The organism is Roseobacter sp. GAI101 (assembly GCF_000156335.1).
Classification (GTDB): domain Bacteria; phylum Pseudomonadota; class Alphaproteobacteria; order Rhodobacterales; family Rhodobacteraceae; genus Sulfitobacter.
This window is the reverse complement of record NZ_DS999213.1, coordinates 3198656-3221519: the sequence shown is the minus strand read 5'-3', so window position 1 is coordinate 3221519 and position 22864 is coordinate 3198656. Positions and strand designations below refer to the sequence as shown.

Annotated in this window: 25 protein-coding genes; 18 read left to right on the top strand and 7 right to left on the bottom strand. The window is 60.0% G+C overall.

Features of this window, described 5'->3' with window-relative positions; translation table 11 throughout:
* Positions 1–170 precede the first annotated feature (170 nt).
* From ffh to RGAI101_RS15005, 12 genes are all read left to right on the top strand, one after another.
* The gene (gene ffh / locus RGAI101_RS15055; RefSeq protein WP_008225566.1) at positions 171–1676 is read left to right on the top strand and encodes a signal recognition particle protein; all 1506 of its coding nucleotides are present in this window, start codon (positions 171–173) and stop codon (positions 1674–1676) included.
* Between the two features lie 151 nt (positions 1677–1827).
* A complete protein-coding gene (locus RGAI101_RS15050; RefSeq protein WP_008225446.1) occupies positions 1828–2124 on the top strand; it encodes a chorismate mutase in 297 nt (98 codons plus the stop codon).
* 43 nt (positions 2125–2167) lie between these two features.
* Entirely contained in the window at positions 2168–2557 is a 390-nt protein-coding gene (gene rpsP / locus RGAI101_RS15045) for a 30S ribosomal protein S16 (RefSeq protein ID WP_008227398.1), read from the top strand.
* A 167-nt stretch (positions 2558–2724) separates the two neighbouring features.
* Positions 2725–2874: a hypothetical protein gene (locus RGAI101_RS22180; protein WP_008228795.1), complete on the top strand. Its 150-nt coding sequence runs from the start codon at positions 2725–2727 to the stop codon at positions 2872–2874.
* Positions 2871–3416, top strand: a complete 546-nt coding sequence (rimM, locus tag RGAI101_RS15040) for a ribosome maturation factor RimM (protein ID WP_037229672.1) — start codon at positions 2871–2873, stop codon at positions 3414–3416. Before RGAI101_RS22180 ends, rimM begins: the two co-directional genes overlap by 4 nt.
* A gap of 42 nt (positions 3417–3458) precedes the next feature.
* Positions 3459–4235: a hypothetical protein gene (locus tag RGAI101_RS15035; RefSeq protein WP_050763216.1), complete on the top strand. Its 777-nt coding sequence runs from the start codon at positions 3459–3461 to the stop codon at positions 4233–4235.
* Positions 4235–5023, top strand: a complete 789-nt coding sequence (locus tag RGAI101_RS15030) for a hypothetical protein (RefSeq protein WP_008227207.1) — start codon at positions 4235–4237, stop codon at positions 5021–5023. Before RGAI101_RS15035 ends, RGAI101_RS15030 begins: the two co-directional genes overlap by 1 nt.
* Positions 5020–5823: a tRNA (guanosine(37)-N1)-methyltransferase TrmD gene (gene trmD, locus RGAI101_RS15025; protein ID WP_037228445.1), complete on the top strand. Its 804-nt coding sequence runs from the start codon at positions 5020–5022 to the stop codon at positions 5821–5823. The genes RGAI101_RS15030 and trmD overlap by 4 nt, the downstream gene beginning before the upstream one ends.
* A complete protein-coding gene (locus RGAI101_RS15020) occupies positions 5820–6779 on the top strand; it encodes a phosphoribosylaminoimidazolesuccinocarboxamide synthase (RefSeq protein WP_008227291.1) in 960 nt (319 codons plus the stop codon). Before trmD ends, RGAI101_RS15020 begins: the two co-directional genes overlap by 4 nt.
* 239 nt (positions 6780–7018) lie before the next feature.
* Entirely contained in the window at positions 7019–7402 is a 384-nt protein-coding gene (gene rplS, locus RGAI101_RS15015) for a 50S ribosomal protein L19 (protein ID WP_008226211.1), read from the top strand.
* 11 nt (positions 7403–7413) lie between these two features.
* Positions 7414–7635: a 50S ribosomal protein L31 gene (gene rpmE, locus RGAI101_RS15010; protein WP_008225448.1), complete on the top strand. Its 222-nt coding sequence runs from the start codon at positions 7414–7416 to the stop codon at positions 7633–7635.
* A gap of 262 nt (positions 7636–7897) precedes the next feature.
* On the top strand, positions 7898–8707 hold the full coding sequence (locus RGAI101_RS15005; protein WP_008226664.1) for a division plane positioning ATPase MipZ: 810 nt from the start codon (positions 7898–7900) through the stop codon (positions 8705–8707).
* Here the strand turns inward: RGAI101_RS15005 and RGAI101_RS15000 are convergent.
* Positions 8697–9578, bottom strand: a complete 882-nt coding sequence (locus tag RGAI101_RS15000) for a DMT family transporter (protein WP_008227164.1) — start codon at positions 9576–9578, stop codon at positions 8697–8699. The two genes, RGAI101_RS15005 and RGAI101_RS15000, sit on opposite strands and share 11 nt — an antisense overlap.
* Before the next feature lie 26 nt (positions 9579–9604).
* A complete protein-coding gene (locus RGAI101_RS14995) occupies positions 9605–10054 on the bottom strand; it encodes a MarR family winged helix-turn-helix transcriptional regulator (protein ID WP_008224994.1) in 450 nt (149 codons plus the stop codon).
* Between the two features lie 70 nt (positions 10055–10124).
* Here RGAI101_RS14995 and hmgA point away from each other — a divergent pair, with 70 nt between their 5' ends.
* From hmgA to RGAI101_RS14965, 6 genes are all read left to right on the top strand, one after another.
* Entirely contained in the window at positions 10125–11486 is a 1362-nt protein-coding gene (gene hmgA, locus RGAI101_RS14990) for a homogentisate 1,2-dioxygenase (RefSeq protein WP_008229445.1), read from the top strand.
* Positions 11487–11532: 46 nt separating this feature from the next.
* Positions 11533–12786 carry a fumarylacetoacetase gene (gene fahA / locus RGAI101_RS14985; RefSeq protein ID WP_037228440.1) on the top strand — a complete coding sequence of 418 codons (1254 nt, stop codon included), beginning with the start codon at positions 11533–11535 and terminating at the stop codon, positions 12784–12786.
* A gap of 82 nt (positions 12787–12868) precedes the next feature.
* Positions 12869–13819 (top strand): MBL fold metallo-hydrolase, encoded by a 951-nt coding sequence (locus RGAI101_RS14980; protein WP_008228609.1) that lies wholly within the window; start codon positions 12869–12871, stop codon positions 13817–13819.
* 15 nt (positions 13820–13834) lie between these two features.
* Positions 13835–15439 carry an FAD-dependent oxidoreductase gene (locus RGAI101_RS14975; protein WP_008228201.1) on the top strand — a complete coding sequence of 535 codons (1605 nt, stop codon included), beginning with the start codon at positions 13835–13837 and terminating at the stop codon, positions 15437–15439.
* Positions 15436–15645 (top strand): DUF2783 domain-containing protein, encoded by a 210-nt coding sequence (locus RGAI101_RS14970; RefSeq protein WP_008227350.1) that lies wholly within the window; start codon positions 15436–15438, stop codon positions 15643–15645. The genes RGAI101_RS14975 and RGAI101_RS14970 overlap by 4 nt, the downstream gene beginning before the upstream one ends.
* A gap of 305 nt (positions 15646–15950) precedes the next feature.
* A complete protein-coding gene (locus RGAI101_RS14965) occupies positions 15951–17618 on the top strand; it encodes an ABC transporter substrate-binding protein (RefSeq protein ID WP_008227895.1) in 1668 nt (555 codons plus the stop codon).
* 55 nt (positions 17619–17673) lie between these two features.
* Here RGAI101_RS14965 and RGAI101_RS21300 read toward each other — a convergent pair whose 3' ends face one another.
* From RGAI101_RS21300 to boxB, 5 genes are all read right to left on the bottom strand, one after another.
* Positions 17674–18720, bottom strand: a complete 1047-nt coding sequence (locus tag RGAI101_RS21300; protein ID WP_008228978.1) for a 3-hydroxyacyl-CoA dehydrogenase family protein — start codon at positions 18718–18720, stop codon at positions 17674–17676.
* Positions 18717–19607, bottom strand: a complete 891-nt coding sequence (locus tag RGAI101_RS14955; RefSeq protein ID WP_008225685.1) for a helix-turn-helix transcriptional regulator — start codon at positions 19605–19607, stop codon at positions 18717–18719. Before RGAI101_RS14955 ends, RGAI101_RS21300 begins: the two co-directional genes overlap by 4 nt.
* Before the next feature lie 79 nt (positions 19608–19686).
* The gene (locus RGAI101_RS14950) at positions 19687–20112 is read right to left on the bottom strand and encodes an acyl-CoA thioesterase (RefSeq protein WP_037228436.1); all 426 of its coding nucleotides are present in this window, start codon (positions 20110–20112) and stop codon (positions 19687–19689) included.
* On the bottom strand, positions 20113–21285 hold the full coding sequence (boxA, locus tag RGAI101_RS14945) for a benzoyl-CoA 2,3-epoxidase subunit BoxA (protein ID WP_008225661.1): 1173 nt from the start codon (positions 21283–21285) through the stop codon (positions 20113–20115).
* A gap of 94 nt (positions 21286–21379) precedes the next feature.
* Positions 21380–22831 carry a benzoyl-CoA 2,3-epoxidase subunit BoxB gene (gene boxB / locus RGAI101_RS14940; protein WP_008225015.1) on the bottom strand — a complete coding sequence of 484 codons (1452 nt, stop codon included), beginning with the start codon at positions 22829–22831 and terminating at the stop codon, positions 21380–21382.
* Positions 22832–22864: the final 33 nt, after the last annotated feature.

Genomic DNA, 22864 nt, shown 5'->3' with positions numbered 1-22864 from the left:
CGCCTCTCGCCTAAACGATCCACAAATCCCGGAAGCACTCTGCCTTCCGGTCTCTGGCGCAGCCAAAGATCGACCCCCACCAGCGTGTTACGCCCGTGGGGGCATTTGTGTATTCACGCGGGCTTCCTACATCATGGGGAACCGCAACCGACCGAAGGGGGCCATGGCCCATGTTTGAAAATCTCTCCGAACGCCTGTCTGGCGTCTTTGACCGCCTGACCAAGCAAGGTGCCTTGTCTGACGAAGACGTCAAAACAGCCCTGCGCGAGGTGCGCGTCGCCCTGCTAGAGGCTGACGTTTCCCTGCCGGTCGCGCGCGATTTCGTCAAAGCCGTGCAAGACAAGGCGACAGGTCAGGCCGTGACCAAATCGATCACGCCGGGCCAGCAGGTCGTCAAGATCGTCCATGACGCCCTGATCGACGTGCTCCGCGGTGAAGGCGAACCCGGTGCGCTGAAAATCGACAACGCCCCGGCCCCGATCCTGATGGTCGGTCTGCAAGGCTCCGGTAAAACCACCACGACGGCCAAGCTGGCCAAACGTCTCAAGGATCGCGATGGCAAACGCGTGCTGATGGCATCGCTCGACGTCAACCGCCCTGCCGCGATGGAACAGCTTGCCATTCTGGGCGTTCAAATCGGCGTCGACACCCTGCCCATCGTCAAAGGCGAAAACCCCGTCCAGATCGCCAAACGCGCCAAAACTCAGGCAGCCATGGGCGGGTATGACGTCTACATGCTCGACACCGCCGGCCGTCTGTCCATCGACGAAGAGTTGATGCAACAGGTCGAAGCCGTCCGCGATGTTGCCAATCCCCGCGAAACCCTGCTGGTGGTCGATGGCCTGACCGGCCAGGATGCCGTGCAAACGGCCGAAAACTTCAACGACCGCATCGGCATTTCCGGCGTCGTCCTGACCCGGATGGACGGCGACGGCCGCGGTGGTGCGGCACTGTCCATGCGCGCGGTCACCGGCAAACCGATCAAATTCGTCGGCCTTGGCGAAAAGATGGACGCGCTCGAAACCTTCGAGCCCGAGCGTATCGCGGGCCGCATCCTGGGCATGGGCGACATCGTAGCCCTTGTCGAAAAAGCACAGGAAACCTTTGAGGCCGAACAAGCCGAGCGCATGATGAAGCGCATGGCCAAAGGTCAGTTCAACATGAACGACCTGCGCATGCAGCTGGAACAGATGCTCAAGATGGGCGGCATGCAAGGTATGATGGGCATGATGCCCGGCATGGGAAAAATGGCCAAACAGGTCGAAGAGGCGGGATTTGACGACAAGATCCTCAAGCGCCAGATCGCCCTGATACAGTCCATGACCAAGAAGGAACGCGCCAACCCCGCGCTGCTTCAGGCCAGCCGCAAAAAGCGCATCGCCAAAGGTGCCGGCATGGAAGTATCAGAGCTGAACAAGCTGATGAAGATGCATCGCCAGATGGGCGACATGATGAAGAAGATGGGCAAGATGGGCAAAGGCGGCATGCTCAAACAAGCCATGAAGGGCATGATGGGCAAGGGCGGCATGCCCGGTGGCATGGACCCCAGCCAGATGGACCCCAAAGCCCTCGAAGCCGCAGCCAAGCAGATGGGCGGCAAACTCCCCGGCATGGGGGGTATGGGCGGCGGCATGGGCCTGCCTGGCGGCCTCTCGGGCTTCGGGAAAAAGAAATGACCCTGACTTCATTTTGCCAGATAAACTCCCGCCGGAGGCGTCCTGCCCCGGCGACACCCACACCGCCGCTTGGGCGGGCTCACGTTTCTGCATGCACCCAGAATGTCGTCGCGCGCAAGCGCGCCCGCACTCCAATTAAAAAGGCCGCCGCATGACCGATGCAGTAACCCGCGCTGCGGAAATCCTCAAAGGCCACCGGGCCTCGATCGACCGGCTTGACGCGATCCTCGTCTATACTTTGGGCGAACGCTTCAAACACACCCAGGCTGTGGGGAAACTCAAAGCCGAACATGACCTTCCCCCGTCCGATCCGGATCGCGAAGCGAACCAGATTGCCCGGCTCGAAGATTTGGCGAAAGAGGCTGACCTCGATCCCGAATTCGCCAAGAAGTTTCTGAACTTCATCATCGCTGAAGTCATTCAGCACCACAAACAACACCAATCGTAGGGTGGGTGTACCCCACTACGTCTAAACCTGAAGGAAACACATCATGTCCATGAAAATTCGTCTCGCCCGCGGCGGTTCCAAAAAGCGCCCGTTCTATCGCATCGTTGCCGCCGACAGCCGCATGCCACGCGACGGCCGCTTCATCGAAAAGCTGGGCACCTACAACCCGCTGCTGGCCAAGGACAGCGAAGAGCGCGTGAAGATGGACGTAGAGCGCGTCCAGTACTGGATCGGCCAGGGCGCACAGCCAACCGACCGCGTTGCACGCATGCTCGAAGCCGCTGGCGTGACCCCGAAGACAGAGCGCAACAACCCCAAGAAGGGTACACCGGGCAAGAAAGCCCAGGAGCGCGTCGAAGAAAAAGCCGCCAAGGCGACAGCCGCTGCTGAAGCTGCTGCCGCACCAGCGGAAGAAGAAGCCGCCGCAGAATAATTGCGTCCCATCCCGGCGCGGCACAGGCTGCGCCGGGATGACCTTAGACGGTGTCGGTAACGACATCTCTTTACCAATGCCGACCGTCCGATATAGGTGTAGACGACACGTTTCGTCAGACACCCCTACCGCGCCCCTTGCGTGGTTCCCTTTATAGAAAGCCGCTGATGTTTCGCCTGCTGCGTCTCTTCCTTGTTCTTGGCATCGGTATCGCCATAGGTATCGGGTTCGAACGCATGCTGATGAAAAGCGAATGCGCCGCCGGTGAAGGGCAATGGACCGGCACTATCTGCGTCAATTCGGAGCTTTTGCAATGAGCGATAAAATCCCTGTCGGGGCCATCTCCGGGTCCTATGGCGTGCGCGGCGAACTGCGCATCAAAAGCTATTGCGCCGTCCCCGAGGACATCGAGAACTACAGCCCCCTGACATCCGAAGACGGCAGCCGCAGGTATGCGCTTGCCCTCGTCCGCCCGATCAAGAACGGCTTTGTGGCGCGCATCACCGATGTCACCTCCAAGGAAGAGGCCGATGCCCTGCGGGGCACATTGCTTTATGCGGATCGCGCGCAATTGCCCTCCCTGCCCGATGATGAATTCTACCATGCCGACCTTTTGGGGCTCGAGGTCTATGACACCGGCGGCACCCTGATCGGCAAGGTGAAGACCGTGCAGAACCACGGCGCTGACGATCTGCTTGAAACGCAATTGGCTGGCACCTCGGCAACTGTATTTCTACCCTTTACCAAAGCCGCCGTTCCCACCGTCGATCTGGCCAGCGGCCGGATCATCGCCGATCCGCCCGACGGCATCCTTCCCGATACCAAAGCCGATGCGGATGCTGATCACAAAGGGGCGTGATCCTTCGGTCGCCCCACCGCCCACCGCCTAACGGAGCGTTTCATGAAGGTGATCTTCCATCCAGGCTTTCACAAGACGGGAACTTCGACCTTGCAAGCGGCGCTGCGAGAGAACCAGAACCGTCTTTGGCCCGGCATTCGGATCATCCAGAAGGAAGACATGCCCGGTCTGACGGGGGCAGCCAAAGGCTATTCCGTCAGCCTCAAGCCCGTTGAACTTGCGCTTGTGATCTATGAAGCCACGCAAGTCGCCGAACGGATCACGCCGGATACGGACACGGTCATCATCACCTCGGAAAGCCTGTGCGGGCAGATTCCCGGTCGCGACAATGTACCTGATTACGGCGCGGCCCCGCGCCTTTTGTCCACCATCAGCGCCGCGTTCGACGCCGTGCATCCAAACGCCGAGCAGTCGTTTTTCTTTTCCACCCGTGCGCCGGACGCGTGGCTGAAAAGCTGTCATGCCCAACACCTGCGCGCGTCGCGGATGCGTATGCCCGCAGATGCCTATATCGAAACCTACGCATCTTCAGCGCAACTGGACGGAATATTGAAAGCGATCAAGTCAGCCTTGCCGTCCCGCAAGGTCACCGCCGTTCCGGTTGAGGACACCGGCACATCACGCTTGGGGATGTTGGACCACCTGCTGGACCTCACGACCCTACAGCCAGATCAACGCGCGATGCTGTCCCCTGCTGCCTGGGCCAACAGGGCACCGCCCCCGGAACAGCTGGATGCCTTTCTCAGGATCAACCTGTCGGACCTCAGCGATCACGACGCCCGCGCCGCGCGGCTGAAATTGAACGGGGAAATCGGATAATGCCGCGTCGGATCATCCTGCACACCGGATTTCACAAGACTGGCACCACCAGCCTGACCACCACCCTGCGTGCCAACCGGCCCGCTCTGAAGTCACGGCTTGCCATGCGCCTGCCGCCGCAGATGCGCGAACTGATCAGCGCCACGCGCGGCTATTCAACATGGCGCGACCCGCTGACCCTGATCAAGGCCGAAACCCGGTTTCATGCCCTCTTGGATGACCTGCCGCCGATGCCGCGGCGCACGCTGGTCATCACCTCCGAGGAACTGGGCGGTCATCTGCCCGGGCGCGGCGATCTGATGGATTACAGTGCCATGCCGATCATGCTTTATAGCTTCTGGTCCATCGCGCAGCAGAAATTTCCCGCAGCGGATATTCAGATTTACCTGTCCACCCGCAATCAGGCGGATTGGCTAGTGTCGGCCTACTGGCAGCATGTCAAATCGTCGTCGATGACGCTGGATCTTGACGCGTTCCTCGGGAAATTCCATGGCGCGGGGGACCTGACCCATATGGTCAACGAGATCGCCAGCCGCGTGCCCTGCCCCACCCATCACTGCGCGCTTGAGGACAGCAGGCACCGCCCGCTTGGCCCGGCCGACCCGCTGCTGGACCTTTGCGATATCCCCCAGGACCTGCGCGATACGTTGCAGGCGGCCCCGGCGGAAAACATCCGCCCCGACATGGCGACACTGCTGGACTTGCTCGATGTCAACAGAACTGTCAAAGACCCTGAAAAACGCGTCGCCACCAAAAAAGCCATCATGGCAAAGGCCAACATCACATGACCACTCACAACCGCTCCCATGGTCGCCAATCCATACGCCCGACGCTCAAACCGCGCGAGCTGATGCAGGATACGCCTGATTACGCAGGCGTTTGGCGGGCCGAGGTGGTCACCCTTTTTCCCGAACTTTTCCCCGGCGTGCTGGGGGCCAGCCTGACCGGCCGTGCCCTGCAAGAGGGCACGTGGCAACTGCGCACCCATGACCTGCGCGGCTATGGCGTGGGCAAGCACCGCAATGTCGATGATACCCCCGCCGGTGGCGGTGCCGGCATGGTCATGCGCGCGGACGTCGTCGGCCCCGCGATCGAGGCTGCGATGGCCGGCGCTGCCGGGCGCTGGCCGATCCTGTACATGTCGCCACGCGGACGGCGTTTCGATCAGGCGATGGCGCAGGATCTGGCAAGCTGTGCGGGCGTCACCATGCTGTGCGGTCGCTTCGAAGGCGTGGACGAACGGGTGATCCAGCATTATGGCATCACTGAAGTCTCGCTTGGGGACTTCGTCATGACCGGTGGTGAACTTGCCGCGCAGGCGATGATTGACGCCACCGTGCGCCTGCTGCCCGGCGTGCTGGGCAATGCCGACAGCACGGTCGAGGAAAGCCATGCCTCGGGCCTGCTGGAGCATCCGCAATACACCCGCCCCGCAGAGTGGAACGGTCACGAAATTCCGCCGGTCCTGATGTCCGGCAACCACGGCGAGATCGCTAAATGGCGTCAGACACAGGCCGAAAGGCTGACAGAACAACGCCGCCCTGATATGTGGGCCAAATACACGCCCAAACCAAAAGGCAAATCATGACAGACCTAAGCCGCATCCTGGACCATGCCCGCATCGACGAACTGCCGAACCCCTATTTCGGCAAAGTGCGCGATTGCTATGATTTGCCCGATGGCCGCCGCATCCTGATATCGTCCGACCGGATTTCCGCGTTTGACCGCATACTGGCCTCTATCCCGTTCAAGGGGCAGGTGCTGACCCAGACCGCGCGGTTCTGGTTCGACCACACGACCGACATCTGCCCCAATCACGTGCTGGACTATCCCGACCCCAATGTGGTGATCGGCAAACGTCTGGACATCCTGCCGATTGAAATCGTCGTGCGCGGATACCTGGCAGGCTCCACCGGGACCTCGGTCCTGACGCTTTATAAAAAGGGTGAGCGCGAGATGTACGGCCATCGCTTTCCGGACGGGCTGCGCGATAACGAAGCTTTGCCGCAGGCGATCATCACGCCCACGTCCAAGGAGTTCGACGGAGGTCATGACGCGCCCCTGACAGCCACTGAAATCGTGGAACAAGGGCTTTTGACCCAGGCGCAATGGGACGAAATCAGCGACATCGCCCTGCGTCTGTTCGCACGCGGTCAGGAAATGGCTGCCCAGAACGGGTTGATCCTGGTTGATACGAAATATGAATTCGGCACCGATGCCGACGGCAAGCTGATGCTGGCCGATGAAATCCACACCCCTGACAGTTCGCGGTTCTGGTTGGCTGACGGCTATCAATCCGCGCTTGAGAACGGCACCCGTCCGCCGTCCTTTGACAAGGACGTGATCCGGTCATGGGTCGATGCGCGCTGCGATCCCTATGTTGACGATATTCCTGAAATTCCCGCCGATCTGATCGCCGCGACTTCCCAAGTCTATATCGACGCCTATCAGGCGATCACCGGCCAGATTTTTGAGCCCAACATGGATGGCGATACCGTGCTGGACCGCGTCCGCGCCAATCTGGCACCGTATTTCACGACCTGAAACCAACAGGCTCAAGGGGGCGCGAAACCCTCTTGATCCACCCCATTTTCCCGCCTATACGACGCCTAAGTCTGGAATCGCTTCATGCGGCCCGACCTTTTCTGCGTAGGCAGAAACCTGAAGCAAAGATGATGCTACCTTCGATGGGCTGCCACGGCAGGCCCGACAGACAGACCGAAGCTCTGGGATCGCACAAAACTTCGTGGATTAACCGCGAGCATTCATAGGAGAAGCATCAGATGAACCTGATTGCAGAGATCGAGGCGGAACAAATCGCCGAACTGGGCAAAGTGATCCCAGATTTCCGCGCCGGAGACACAATCCGCGTGGGCTTTAAAGTGACCGAAGGTACCCGTACCCGTGTCCAGAATTACGAAGGCGTCTGCATCGCACGCAACAACGGCCACGGCATTGCCGGTTCGTTCACCGTGCGCAAGATTTCCTTTGGTGAAGGCGTGGAACGTGTGTTCCCACTGCATTCCACAAACATCGACAGCATCGAAGTCGTCCGTCGTGGCCGCGTCCGTCGTGCAAAACTGTACTACCTGCGCAGCCGTCGCGGTAAATCGGCACGGATCGTCGAGAACGCACATTATAAGCCAAAATCTGGCGCGAACGCGTAAGGAGAGCTGTCATGAAAGCCGATACACACCCCGAATACCACACGATCAACGTCAAACTTACAGACGGCACGGTCCTGGAAATGAAATCGACCTACGGCAAAGAAGGCGACCAGCTTTCCTTGGATATTGACCCTTCCGTGCACCCCGCATGGAACGGCGGCACATCGCGTCTTATGGACACCGGTGGCCGCGTGTCGAAATTCAAGAACAAATACGCCGGTCTGGGTTTCTAAACCTTTCCGCAAATTGCGAATTGAAAATGGCGTGTCCTTCGGGGCGCGCCATTTTGCTTTGAAGGATAGATGTTTTGGCGTCAGCGCTGTTTCGTTTCGCTGACATTTCGCCGGCTCCGCAAGGGCCTGCACCCGGCGTGGCTGCGACGACATAAACGCTAGTTATCAGTGCGCAAGTGCTTTCAAAACAACCTTGTCTGCCATATGCTTGGCTCTAATGTGGCCCAAGCAAAATCCTTGGGTGAATGAGGGACCTTAGACAATGTCGCATATTATCGTCGTCGGAAATGAAAAAGGCGGGGCGGGGAAATCGACGGTCTCGATGCATGTGGCGACGGCCCTGGCACGCATGGGGCACAAGACCAGCGTTCTGGATCTGGACCTGCGCCAGCGCACCTTCGGTCGGTATATCGACAACCGGAAATCATTCCTCAAGACGGCCGATCTTGACCTTCCGTCACCCCATATGCACGAACTGCCAGAGATTGACGCAGACACTTTGCAGCCCGGTGAAAACATTTACGACCACCGCCTGAGCGCTGCCGTTGCCGAACTTGAGCCCGACAGCGATTTCATTCTGATCGATTGCCCCGGCTCCCATACGCGCCTGAGCCAGGTAGCCCATTCGCTGGCCGATACGTTGATCACCCCGCTGAACGACAGCTTCATCGACTTTGATCTTCTGGCCCACACCGACGCCACCGGGGACAAGATCACCGGCCCGTCGGTCTATTCGGAAATGGTCTGGAACGCGCGGCAACTGCGGGCGCAAGCCGGGCTTGACCCGATCGACTGGATCGTGGTGCGCAACCGCATGGGCGCGCAGCGCATGGTCAACAAGGACAAGATGGAGCGCGCGATCAGCAACCTGAGCAAGCGCATCGGGTTCCGCATCGCCCCCGGCTTCAACGAACGCGTGATCTTCCGCGAGCTGTTCCCGCGCGGACTGACCTTGCTGGACCTCAAGGACATCGGCGTGAAGCAGTTGAACATCTCTAATGTGGCCGCGCGTCAGGAATTGCGCGATCTGATGAAGGCTTTGAACCTGCCGGGTGTTGAAATCAACTTCTGATCGGGCCCGGTTTCGGCCCGCGCCGTACCAGAACGATCATGTTTGATATGAACAGTGTCACGATCACCAAGCCGCCCCCGAGCAGCGCATAAGCCCCCGGGTTTTCGCCGATCACACCCCAGGCCAGCAGCGGGGCCAGTACCGATTCCAGCAGCACCAGCAGCCCCACTTCGGCCGAGGTGATATAGCGCGGCCCCAAAGCCAGAAAGATTGAGCTGAGCACAATCACCCCGCCATGCGCCAGCACCAGCGGCGCTTGCGACAGGGGCATGTCCAGCGGATGGGCGAAAGGCGCGATCAGACAGGCACCGATCAGATACGCCATGCCCACCCCCGGCACCATGGATATGGCCCGCGCATGCCGCGCCGCCGTCAGCCCCGCCGCAAACAGCGCGGAAACCGCCAAGGCCAGCAAATCACCTGCAAGGCTGGCATGAGCCGTCTCGCCCGCCCCATAGGCGATGATCGCGATCCCGACCAAGACCACCGCAATGGTGATCAGCATCCGGCGGCTGATCGGTTCCGCTAAAAATATACGGCTATAGATCATGGCAAAGATCGGCATCGACGCCAGAATAAAGACGGCATTGGCCACCGACGTCAGACTGACCGCCATCACGAACAACAGACCGCTGAACCCGGTGCCGATCATGTAGATCACGCCATAGCGGCCCATCCGCAGCACGGCCCGGAACGGTCCCGTGCCCTGCATTGCCAAAATGCCCAGAGTGATCATCCCGCCTGCCAGCAGCAGCCGCCAAAACGCGATCGTCAGCGCGGGCGCATCAATCAGACGCACGAACAGTGAATCCGGCACCACAAAAAGGATACCCAAAAGCGTGATGAAAAGGCCGCGTGCTTGATCCGACATGCCCAAGCGGTGACCTGTTCGCGCGATCAAGTAAAGCCTGCAAGCGGCGTCTTGGACAATTTCACAAGCAACTTGCGCAACGCTTCACGCTCGGCGGCGCTCAGGTCTTCGGTCAACGCCGCATCATAGCGTTGCGCGACGCTGTGCAAGTCCTCATAAGCCGCTTGCCCCGGCGGCGTCAGCGCCAAATGCTCAAGCCGGCGATCACCCGCATCGCGCGCACGGGTCACAAATCGGCGTTCGGTCAGTTTTTGTACCGCCCGGCTGATCTTGGTCTTGTGCATGTTGGCGCGCAGGCCAATCTCGCTTGCGGTCAACTGGCCGTATAGCCCCAGATGAAACAGCACCCGCCACTCGGCCCGCAGCATGCCATAGCGTTCCTTGTAAATCTGCTGGAACGCGAGGCTGCTGGCCTCGGCCGCTTGGTTCAGCAGGTAGGGCAGAAAATGGGTCAGGTCGAAATTTTCGTCGGTCATTCGCATGGATCGCTTGTTAGTTACAAAAACAACTATTACAAACGCAACAGATTTTGCAAGGGAGGCTTTGATGAACCGCCAAGTGACCCCATCCAACCTGAAGACCGCCGCCAGCCCCATGGGCACGACCGAAGGCTATATGCCCGGTTTCGGCAATGACTTTGAAACCGAAGCCCTGCCCGGTGCCCTGCCCCAAGGCATGAACAGCCCGCAAAAGTGCAACTACGGCCTTTATGGCGAACAGCTGTCCGGCACAGCGTTCACCGCGCCCAGCCACCAGAACGAACGCACATGGTGCTACCGCATACGGCCTTCGGTCAAACATTCGCACCGCTACGAAAAAATCGACCTGCCCTATTGGAAATCCGCGCCGCATATCCCGCAGGATGTGACCAGCCTTGGCCAATATCGCTGGGATCCGGTCCCGCACTCGACCGAGAAACTTACATGGCTGACTGGCATGCGCACCATGACCACCGCAGGTGATGTGAACACCCAGGTCGGCATGGCCAGCCACATCTATCTGGTCACCGACAGCATGGTCGATGCGTATTTTTATTCAGCCGACAGCGAATTGTTGATCGTCCCGCAGGAAGGCCGTCTGCGCTTTTGCACCGAATTGGGCGTGATCGACCTTGAGCCAAAGGAAATCGCGATCATCCCGCGCGGACTGGTGTACCGCGTCGAAGTGATCGAAGGCCCAGCGCGCGGCTTTGTGTGCGAAAACTACGGCCAGAAATTCGAACTGCCCGGTCGCGGTCCCATCGGTGCGAACTGCATGGCCAACCGTCGGGATTTCAAGACACCCGTCGCCGCCTTCGAAGACCGCGACGCGCCGTCTACCGTCACGATCAAATGGTGCGGCCAGTTCCACGAGACCAAGATCGGCCATTCGCCTTTGGATGTGGTCGCATGGCATGGCAACTACGCCCCCGTGAAATACGACCTGCGGACCTATTGCCCCGTGGGCGCAGTCCTGTTCGATCACCCCGACCCGTCCATCTTTACGGTGCTGACCGCAGCGTCTGGCGTGGAAGGGACCGCAAACATCGACTTCGTGCTGTTTCGCGAACGCTGGATGGTCGCCGAAGACACCTTCCGCCCGCCATGGTACCATAAAAACGTGATGTCTGAACTGATGGGCAATATCTATGGCCAATATGACGCCAAACCCAAAGGCTTCATTCCCGGCGGCATGTCCCTGCATAACATGATGTTGCCCCATGGCCCGGACAAGAACGCTTTTGAAGGGGCGTCAAACGCCGACTTGACCGCAAGCAAGCTGGACAACACCATGTCGTTCATGTTCGAAACACGGTTCCCCCAACACCTGACCGAATTTGCCGCGAATGAGGCTCCCTTGCAGGATGACTACATCGACTGCTGGGAAAGCCTCGAGAAGAAATTCGACGGCACACCCGGCAAGAAATAGACGCTGACGCAAGGATTGCGCAGGCACAAGAATTCAAGGACTGACCATGACCCTACTCACTTCATGGGTGGAAAGCGCCAACAGCGCCGACACCGATTTCCCCCTCAACAACCTGCCCTACGGTGTGTTTTCGACCAACAGCCTTGAACCACGGTGCGGTGTGGCCATTGGCGATATGGTGCTGGATATGGCCGCGCTCGAGGCTGAAGATCTGGTCTTGCTGCATTTCGATCCGGTCTTCGACGTCCCCTACTGGAACGATGTCATGGACCTTGGCCCGAAAACATGGGCAACCCTGCGCGACCGGTTGACCGAACTTCTGTCCTCCGACAGCCCCGATCAGGCCAAAGTCGCCCCCCACCTTGTGCCAATGTCGGACATCCGCCTTCACATGCCGCTGGTCGTGTCGGAATACACCGACTTCTACGCAGGCCGCCACCATGCCACAAATGTGGGCACCATGTTCCGCGGTGCCGAAAACGCGTTGCCGCCCAATTGGCTGCACATCCCGATCGGCTACAATGGCCGCGCCTCGACCGTGGTCGTGTCGGGTACCGACATCTACCGTCCCAACGGCCAGCTCAAGGCACCGGATGCAGACGCGCCGACCTTTGGCCCCTGCAAGCGCCTTGATATCGAACTGGAAATGGGTGCCATCGTCGGCACCTCGACCGAAATGGGCGATACCATCAGCGTCGCGGAAGCCGATGAGATGATCTTTGGCTACGTCCTGCTGAACGACTGGTCCGCCCGCGACATTCAAGCGTGGGAATACCAGCCGCTCGGCCCGTTTCAGGCCAAAGCCTTTGCCACCTCCATCTCCCCATGGATCGTGACAGCCGCCGCGCTCGAACCTTTCCGCACCTCGACACCCGAGCGTGAAAAGGACCTTTTGCCCTACCTGCAAGAACCAAAGCCGATGCTGTATGACATCGACCTGTCGGTGCTGATCCAACCTGACGGCGGCACCCAGGAAGTCCTCGCGCGCACCAACTACAACACCATGTATTATTCGGCGGCCCAGCAACTGGCCCATCATGCCTCCTCCGGCTGCGCGATGAACGCGGGCGACCTGCTTGGCTCCGGCACCATCTCCGGACCCGAGAAAAACGAACGCGGCAGCCTGCTCGAACTCAGCTGGGGCGGCAAGGAACCGATCGCCCTTTCAGATGGCACCACCCGCAGCTTTATCGAGGACGGCGATACCATGATCCTTACCGGCCACGCCCAAGGTGACGGCTACCGCATCGGGTTTGGCGCGTGCTCCGGCACAATCCTCCCCGCCAAAACCCAACCCTGACCCCGCTTCATTTTGCCAGATAAACTCCCGCCGGAGGCATCTTCGATCGCCCCGCGCACCGACGTCCAAAAAAGGAACACCAATGTCCAAGAAATTCGCCTCCCAAGGGGACATGACCGAAAAGAAAATCTCCTTCACCGAAGTCGGCAAGGACCTTTGGGCTTTCACCGCCGAAGGTGACCCGAACTCCGGCGTGATCATCGGTGACGACAGCGTCATGATCATCGAGGCCCAGGCAACCCCCCGCCTGGCCAACAAGGTGATCGACAAAGTCCGCGAAGTCACCGATAAACCGATTACCCACGTCGCCCTCACCCACTACCACGCGGTGCGCGTCCTCGGGGCCTCGGCCTTCAACGCGGACCAGATCATCATGTCCGAAATGGCGCGCGGCATGGTAAACGAGCGCGGCCAGGAAGACTGGGACAGCGAATTCCAACGCTTCCCCCGCCTGTTCGAGGGCCATGAATCCATTCCCAGCCTGACCTACCCAACGACCACCTTCAACGACCGCATGACTGTCTATCTCGGCAATCGTCGCGTTGACCTGATGCACCTTGGGCGCGCACACACCGCAGGCGATATCGTCATCCACGTCCCCGACGAGAACGTGATGTTCACCGGCGACATCGTCGAATACCACTCTGCCTGCTACTGCGGCGACGGCTATTTCGCCGATTGGGGCAACACGCTGGACGCGATCAAGGCCTATGATGTAGCGGCCATTGCGCCGGGTCGCGGTGACGCGCTGGTCGGCACCGACATGGTGAACGCCGCCATCGAAAATACCCGCGATTTCGTCGAAAGCACCTATCGCCCCGCCGCCCGCGTCGCGGCCCGCAACGGCACGCTGAAAGACGCGTGGGACGCCGTGCGCGCCGAATGTGACCCGAAGTTCTCGGATTACGCGATTTATGAACATTGCCTGCCCTTCAACGTCGCCCGCGCCTATGACGAAGCCCGCGGCATCAGCCACCCCCGCATCTGGACCGACAAGCGCGACATCGAGATGTGGGAACAGCTGCAAAGCTGACCGGAGAGACTGCCCATGGCCTATGACTACGCCCCCTTTCCCTACACGCGCCCCCCGGGCCTGACGCAGCAAGAGCAGCGTCACCCGGTCGTGATTGTCGGTGCCGGGCCGATCGGTCTGGCCATGGCAATCGATCTGGCACAGCAGGGCATCGCCTCGGTTGTGCTGGACGATAACAATGTGGTGTCGGTCGGCTCGCGCGCAATCTGCTGGGCAAAACGGACGCTGGAAATCTTTGACCGCCTTGGTGTCGGCGAACGGATGCTGGCCAAGGGTGTGACATGGAAAGTCGGGCGTAATTTCCACGGCGATAACCAAGTCTATGCCTTCGATCTCCTGCCGGAACCGGGTCACAAATACCCTGCCTTCATCAACCTTCAGCAATACTATGTCGAACAATACCTCGCCGAACGGGCGCAGGACTTCCCCGACCTCATCGACATTCGTTTCCTCAACAAGGTCACCTATCACACCGACCATGGCGACCACGTCGCCCTCGACATCAGCACACCCGACGGGACCTACACGCTCGAAGCTGACTACTACCTCGCCTGTGATGGCGCGGGATCGGCCACGCGCGCCCGCATGGCTCTGCCCTTCGAAGGCCAGACTTTCGAGGAACATTTCCTGATCGTCGATGTCGAAATGGAAACCTCCCCCTTCGGCAACCACGACACGCCCGAACGCTGGTTCTGGTTCAATCCGCCGTTCCACAACGGCCAGTCCGCGCTGCTGCACAAACAGCCCGACAACATCTACCGCATCGACCTGCAACTCGGCCCCGATACGGACCCCAAGGAAGAAGCGACCGAGGCCAAGGTCACCCCGCGCATCAAGGCCATCGTGGGTGACACGCCCTTCCGTCTTGACTGGATGAGCGTCTATAAATTCCGCTGTGCCAAGCTGGACCGCTTCGTGCACAACCGGGTGATCTTTGTCGGTGACAGCGCCCATGTGGTCAGCCCCTTTGGCGCACGTGGCGGCAATGGCGGCATTCAGGACGTTGATAACCTCGGCTGGAAACTCGCGGCAGTCCTGAAAGGCGATGCCAGCGCCCCCCTGATCGAAAGCTACAACACCGAACGGGTCCACGGCTCTGCCGAAAACATCCTCAACTCCGCGCGTGCAACGAATTTCATGACCCCGAAATCCCCGATCGAAGCACTGTTCCGCGACGCGGTCCTCAGCCTTGCCGCCGATCACCCTTTTGCGCGCAAACTGATCAACTCGGGCCGTCTCTCACAACCCTGCGATCTGGCAGGCTCTTCGCTCCAGACGCCAGGTGACGCGCCACTGCGCCCCGGCTTTCCCATGATTGACGCCCCCCTGACAGGCCCCGACGGCCCGACATGGCTGCTATCCCAAGCTCAAGGGGCGTTCACCCTTATGACGGCCGGCACCACTCCGCTGCCCGAGATCGACAAGATCAACCGCATCGGGATCAACCAGACAGCCGACTACCCCTGTTTCGCCTCGGTCGACGGGCACGCCGAAACCCGCTACGGCAAAGATAAAATCTACCTTTTACGGCCCGACGGCCACGTCTGCGCCGTGTTCGACACACCGGACACCGCTCCCATCATCGCCGCCCATGACCGCGCACTCGGAGCCAGCACATGATCCTTGATGACAAGCTTGGCAGCCACGCCGACGCATTCTACAACGCCCTGATGGACTGCCATGCAGGCCTGACCGAAGCCCAAAGCCACGCGCTCAACGCACGTCTGGTCCTGATCCTCGCCAACGAGATCGGCGATCTTGCACAGCTTGAAAAGCTCCTTGCCACAGCACGCAAAACCGGATCACCTGAATTCTCTGGCTCTTAAATATCCCCGCCGGAGGCACGCATCTGCCCCCGGCAGATGCCAAAATCATGTAGCGCGCCAGCGCTTCACTATCTGCGAACCCGAATTGCAGGCCGCAGGTGCCCCCATAACCATCCCGTTATTCCTCCAGACAAAGGGTTGACGCTTGGGGCACCAATGTTGACACTCCTCCAAGGATGCCTGGCCAATGCCCGGCCAATAATCGCAGAAGAACTGCACCACCAGACGATGCGCCCAAGTCACCGGCGCAACAGTTGCGATCCTTCCGACGCCCGGACCGGACCGCACCCACAGAGAGGAAGAATATGAGTTTTTTGACCCGTACCGGTAAGCCCCTGCCCAAATCCATTCTGGATTCCGCCGAAGCTGCCAAGATAGACCCGGTCAACCGTCGCGAGTTTCTGGCCTTGGCGAGCGCCTTTGGTGCGACGACCGCCACAGCCTATGCGATGATCGGCATGCCTGCCCCGGCACATGCTGCGGCCCACAAGGAAGGCGGCACCGTGCGCATGCAGATGGAAGTGCGCGCCCTCAAGGACCCGCGGACCTATGACTGGTCGCAGATCGCCAACTTCTCGCGTGGGTGGCTGGAATATCTTGCGATCTGGGAAAACGATGGCACATTCAGCCCTGCCTTGCTGGAAAGCTGGGAAATCAACGACGACGCCACAGAATATGTGCTGAACGTGCGCCAGGGCGTAACCTGGAACGACGGCACTGCGTTCACGGCAGCAGATGTCGCGCGCAACATCGAAGGCTGGTGCGACAAATCCGTCGAAGGCAATTCGATGGCGGGCCGTTTTGCCACGTTGATCGACGACGAAAGCGGCAAGGCCATTGAAGGATCGATCGAGGTCGTCGACGACCACACCGTCAAGCTGACCTTGCCACGCCCCGACATCACCCTGATCCCCGGCATGGCGGACTATCCCGCCGCGATCGTACCCGAAGGGTTCGACGCCGAAACCATGCTGGACAATCCGGTGGGCACCGGCCCTTACCTGCCTGAATCCCTTGAGGTTGGCGTGAAAAGCGTGCTGGTCAAGAACCCTGATCACACATGGTGGGGCACCGCAGTCTATGGCGGCCCCTACATCGACCGGCTTGAATATATCGACTACGGGACAGACCCCTCTGCCTTTGTCGCAGCTGCCGAAGCCGATGAAATCGACGCCACCTATTCCATCGAGGGTGAGTTTATCGACGTGTTCAGCACGCTTGACGGGTGGAACGAAAACTCCATCGCGAGCGCCGCAACGATTGTCATCCGCCCCAACCAGCTTGCCGAAGTGGATGGCAAGAAACCTTACGCCGATGCCCGCGTACGCCAGGCTATTGCCATGGCCGTCGACAATGAGGTCCTGCTTGAACTTGGCTATGCCGGGCGCGGTATTGTGGCCGAAAACCACCATGTCGGCCCCATGCACCCCGAATACGCCGAACTGCCCCCGCGCAAGGTCGATCCAGCCGCCGCCAAGGCGCTGATGGACGAAGCGGGCATGGGCGATTACGAGCACGAGTTGTTCTCGATCGACGATGCGTGGCGCAAGGATACCACCGATGCCGTCGCCGCGCAGCTTCGCGATGCGGGGATCAAGGTCAAACGGACGATCCTGCCCGGCTCGACCTTCTGGAACGACTGGACGAAATACCCGTTCTCATCGACCAACTGGAACGCGCGGCCCTTGGGCGTGCAAATCTGGGCACTGGCCTACCGGTCCGGCGAAGCGTGGAACGAATTCGGCTGGTCCAACCCTGAATTCGACGCGCTGTTGACCAAGGCGTTGTCTGTGGCCGATGTCGAAGCGCGCCGCGCCTTGATGGCCGAAGGCGAAGCGTTGATCCAGAGCGAAGGCGTGACGATCCAGCCCTACTGGCGTTCACTCTACAACCACACCAAAGAAGGTCTGGTGGGCGCAGGTCATCACATCGGGTTCGAATATCATCCGGCGCGCATGGCCTGGACCATGTAACCCCGCCGCAACAAACACTGCAAAAGGGCCGCGCATGTCGCGGCCCTTTTTGCGTCTAGCTGCCAAAGATCAATCCCAGTGACGGTGACGGGCACCACAGCGTGGCATCCACGGCATGCAGCCCGGCCAGTCTGTTGCGCAATCCGCTTTCGCCGATCTGCTTGGCGCGCGCGGTCAGATCAGGCAGCCCCAGCTTGTAGAACGCCAGCGCATCCACCCCGTCAGTCGTCATGCCATCCTGCACCATGTCAGCGGACGCGTTGATGATACCCGCGATCACCGCGTCAGCCGCCGCCGCGTCCGTCATCGGCACAGGGTCGATCCCGGCAAAGCGCGCCTCTTCCACGATCATATCCTCCATCAGCGGATCAATCACCGCGCCGCCACCCCCCGGATAGCGATACCATCCGACCCCGACGGAGCGCCCCAACCGCCCCTCGTGTACCATCCGGTCCGCGACCAACAGATCGGTCCCGCTCGCCCTGCGCCGCGCAAATGCCACGTCCAACCCGATGTGATCTTGTGATTTCAGCAGTCCTTGCGCAAATCCCGCATCTTCCAGCGCCTCGTCCAGCTCCCAAGGGGTTATTCCGATCAGCAACAAGCGGTCCACAAGGGAAATCGCGGCGTCCTGCAAGCGGTTCCCCCAAAAGCCATGCCCCCGGGTCGTGACCGCAAATCCCGTGTTCAGCTTTGCCAGAAACCTCGTGGCGCGTGCGCGGGTGGTGTCCGGCGCATCCCCGAAAGCCACCTCGGCAAAACGCGGGTCCAGAACGTCCATCGCGACGCTGCGATCCGGTTCCGGCACAATGGCCAATGCCTCCGGTCCGTCCAGAACGGCGACCAACGATGCAGGGGGGGCCATCTGCGCATCAGACGCATGGCATATGAAAACATCACAGCCCTCGGGAGGCCGGGTAGACACGGTGAAACCTGCCCCCGGCAGCCGGCGCTGTAGAACGTCGCGAACGCGGTCGGCATCGGCTTGTTCCGGCTCAAGCACCGTGACGCGCATGTGCCCAAGGCACATGGCGGCAATCAGATCGGCGCTGCTGCTGCCCAGATCATAAAGCACGACATGGGTGTCCGCCCGCTCTGTCACCCGTCGGCTGCGTCCAGAAAATGGCGCTTCTGGATCACGCCAAGCAGATCGTTCAGCGACGTCTTCACAGGCCGGTTCGATGTGTTGATCTGGGCATCTGCACGCTCGTAAAGCGGCGTGCGGGTGTCGAGCAGGTTTTTCAGCTGGGTCATCGCCGCCGGATTGCCCTCCATCGGGCGGACATCGCCTTGGGCACGGACACGCTGCATGTATTCCGCCGGGCTGGTGTGGATCCAGACGGTGTGGAACCGTTGCAACAGCCGGGCATAGGTGGTCGGTTCCGCAACGATCCCGCCTGCAACGGCCAGGATCATGCGGTCATGGGTGGCGCTCACGCGCTCAAGCGCTTCGGCTTCCATCTCGCGGTAGCCTTCCTGACCATAAAGCGCCATCACCTCGGCCAGCGGCATGTCACTTTCGGCTTCGATCTCTTTGTTAAGCTCGACAAAGGGCAGGTCCAGCGCGGCCCCCGCCAGTTTGCCCAAGGTGGATTTCCCGGCCCCCCGCAACCCGATCAGACAGATGCGGCCCGCACGCAACATCGCCGGGCTTTGCGGTGACAGCAAGCTGCGGACCTGCTGCTGGACATCCAGACTGGCGTTGCTGAACAGACTGGCCACGCGTTCCACGTCACGGTTCAACGGCGGACGCTCTGCCAGCAGCATTTCGACCCGCAGGTCCAGCGCCTGCGCCACCCGTTGCAGCAGGATGACCGATATATTGCCTTCGCCCGCCTCAAGCTGTGCCAGATAGCGCGGCGATACGCCCGACATTTCAGACAACACCCGCCGCGGCAGCCCACGCGCCTTGCGCGCCTCGCGCACCCGCACGGCCAAACGTTGGATCAGTTCCTCGCCCGGGTCTATGGGTTGGGCCGTATCTGACATGGGCCGCTCCTTTAATGTACAATATTGCAAAATTATAGGTTCATCCGACAGGATCAACTAAATTCAGCAACAAAGTGCATTATTCGGCGCGGATCAGCGGTTCGATTACTTGGCGGATACGATCGGGGGCAGCCATGCTCTTGAACACGTCGGCCTGGGTGAAGACACAGGTGAAACTGCCTGTGAAACACAGCACGTCGTTTTGATAGGCCTTCATCCCGAAAGTGATCGACTTTGTCCCCAGCCGCGTCGGATAGGTTTCGCACATCAAACGGTGGCGCGGGGTGACGGGGCTGCGGAAATCCATCGACAGGTTCACGAACGGCGTGCCCATGTTGCGGTCGATTTCCATCTGGAACCAGCCTTCACCGTCGAAATGTTCCTCCCACCATGCGTTGATGGCATCCAGTGCGAACCAAGGCAGGCGGGCGGTATAGGCGATTTGCGCAGGGTCGCAATCGCCCCAGGTCACGCGAATTTCATGCACAAAGGGCGTGTCGGTCATTCAGTAGGTTTCCACATGGTAGCGGCCGTCTTCACGCATGGCGTCGCGCAAGGTTGCCCATTGCTGCCCCATGCTTTCGGCGATTGAAGTCATCGCCTTTTCAACACCTTCTTCCATGCCCCGCAACCCGCAGATATAAATATAGGTCCGGTCATCAGCCAACAATTCCGCAACGGAATCCTGCTCGGCCAAGATGCGGTCCTGAACGTATTCCTTGTCCTTGCCAGCCTCGCGACTGAACACCAGATGCTGCTTCATCAGGCTTTCCGGCACCTTCTTGAGCGGGCCGAAATAGGGCAGGCTTTTGGGCGCGCGTGCGCCAAAGAACATGGTCATGCCCCCGGTGGCCCCACTGCGCTGGCGCTGCATGGTAAAGGCGCGCATCGGGGCGGACCCCGTACCGGTGCAGATCAGCAGCAGATGCGCTTGCGGATCGCTTGGCATCAGGAATGTCGCGCCAAAGGGACCTGTCACCTCGACCTCTGCACCGGTTTCTAGGTCGCACAGGAAGTTCGACGCAAGCCCCTTATCCTCGCGTTTCACGGTCAATGAAATGTTGTGATAGCCGGGCCGTTCGCCGTCACGCGGGCTGGATATGGAATAAAGCCGTGGCAGATGCGCCTTGCCCTCGGCATCGGTGCCGGGGGGGATGATGCCCACAGATTGCCCTTCAAGCACAGGAAACGGCAACGCACCGGGATCAAGGATGATGTGGCGCACGTCATGTTCCGGATCGTCGGTCAAACGGTAATTGCCCTGCACCTTCATCTTGGCGGGCTTGCCAAGGTTGTACATGTTCACGGCAGGCTTGCTGGCGGTTGCGGGGGCCTTGGCCTTGCCCCCTGCCCCTTTATGCGCCTCGGCCAGCAGCGCCGCGATTGGGTCGGCTTCATCGCCGGACGGGGTCGCGACCTCGATATCTTCCTGGTCGGGCAGCTCGTCCATCTCGTATTGCTGTTCCAGCGAATAGGGCGTGTCGACCACGCGCCATTCATCAATCGACCCTGTGGGGCAGACGGGAATGCAATCCATGCAGAAGTTGCAGGTGTCGAAATTGACCACGACGTTGTTGTCGTCATGTTCTATCGCGCCGACGGGGCAGGTCATTTCACAAGTGTAGCACCGGATGCAAATCTCGGGGTCAATGAGGTGCTGTTTGACGGGCTGGTTCATGGCGACGGCTCCTGCGGTTTTATGTGCGGATGGGCGGACCAAAGCCCACCCATCTTTAAGGTCTGCGTAGGGTGGGTGTAACCCACCGCACCCTTTAGGCCATGTGCAACTTTACATACTCGAAGTCACCCGGCTTGTTGTCGATGCCGACCTTCGGGGCGGCGATCCAGCTGGCGTATTTGCCCGGCTCATAACATGGAACCATCAACGACTGGATGTAATCGCCATCCGCCTTTGTCGGCAGCCATTCGTCCTTGCGCTTGTGCCATTCATCGCTTGAGATGATGTTGCCATCGGGGTCGACAGCCACGGCGCTGAACACGCCGATCTGGCGGTGGAAACCTTCGTGCGGCATCTTGAATTCGAAATCAACGCCGGCCTTGGCAATCTGCTTGTTCCAGCGGCCAACACCACCCGCCGCATCGCGCACATAGTCATCACGCAGACGCATGTTGATCGCGGTAAGCGCAGGCACCTCTTCGGTGATGATCTTGCCTTCTTTGACGGAGGTTACGGCGTAGGTGTCGTTTTGCAGCTTGTGGTCGTCGTCGATCCGCTGCTCCATATAGCGGCCCTTGATGCCGTAGTTGAAGGCATTAGCCGCGTTGGTGGACACCTCTTGGCCGAACAGGTCCAGCGACAGCGTATAGTGCAGGTTCAGCTTTTTCTGGATCGTCGGCAGATCGATCACGCCCAGATCGCGGATTTTGTTGATGTCATAGGGGTCGGTGATGCCCGCCTTGTTCATCGCCTCAAGCGTTGCCTGAATGGTGCGGCCCACACCGGTTTCACCCACGAACATGTGGTGCGCTTCTTCGGTAAGCATAAAGCGGCAAGTACGCGACAGCGGGTCAAACCCGGACTGAGCCAAACTCTCCAGCTGCATCTTGCCGTCACGGTCGGTGAAGTAGGTGAACATGAAGAACGACAGCCAATCCGGCGTTTCCTCGTTGAAGGCCCCCAGCATCCGTGGGCTGTCTTCGGACCCGGACGACCGCACCAGCAGATCATCCGCTTCTTCACGGCCATCACGACCGAAATACTTTTGCAGCAGATAGACCATCGCCCACAGGTGGCGGCCTTCCTCGACGTTGACCTGAAACAGGTTGCGCATGTCATAAAGCGACGGTGCCGTCAGCCCAAGGAAACGCTGCTGTTCGACCGACCCCGGCTCGGTGTCGCCCTGAATCACGATCAGGCGCTTGAGCATGTTGCGGTATTCGCCCGGCACTTCCTGCCACGCGGGTTCGCCGTAATGTTCGCCCATCGGGATCTTGCGATCTTCCACCGCGGGGGCCAGCAGAACGCCCCACCGATATTCGGGCATCTTCACATAGTCGAACTTGGCCCAGCCTTTCGGGTCAACCGAAACGGCCGTGCGCAGGTACACCATCGACTCCTGAAAGTTCTGCGGGATCAGGTCGTTCCACCAGTTGATGTAACCGGGGTGCCATTTCTCAAGTGCCTTCAGCACCTTCTTGTCCTGGCTCAGGTTCACGTTGTTCGGGATCTGGGTGTCGTAGCTTACGTTGATTAGGTCGAGCATTGGTTTTCTCCTCGTGGGGTCAAAATCTTTGAA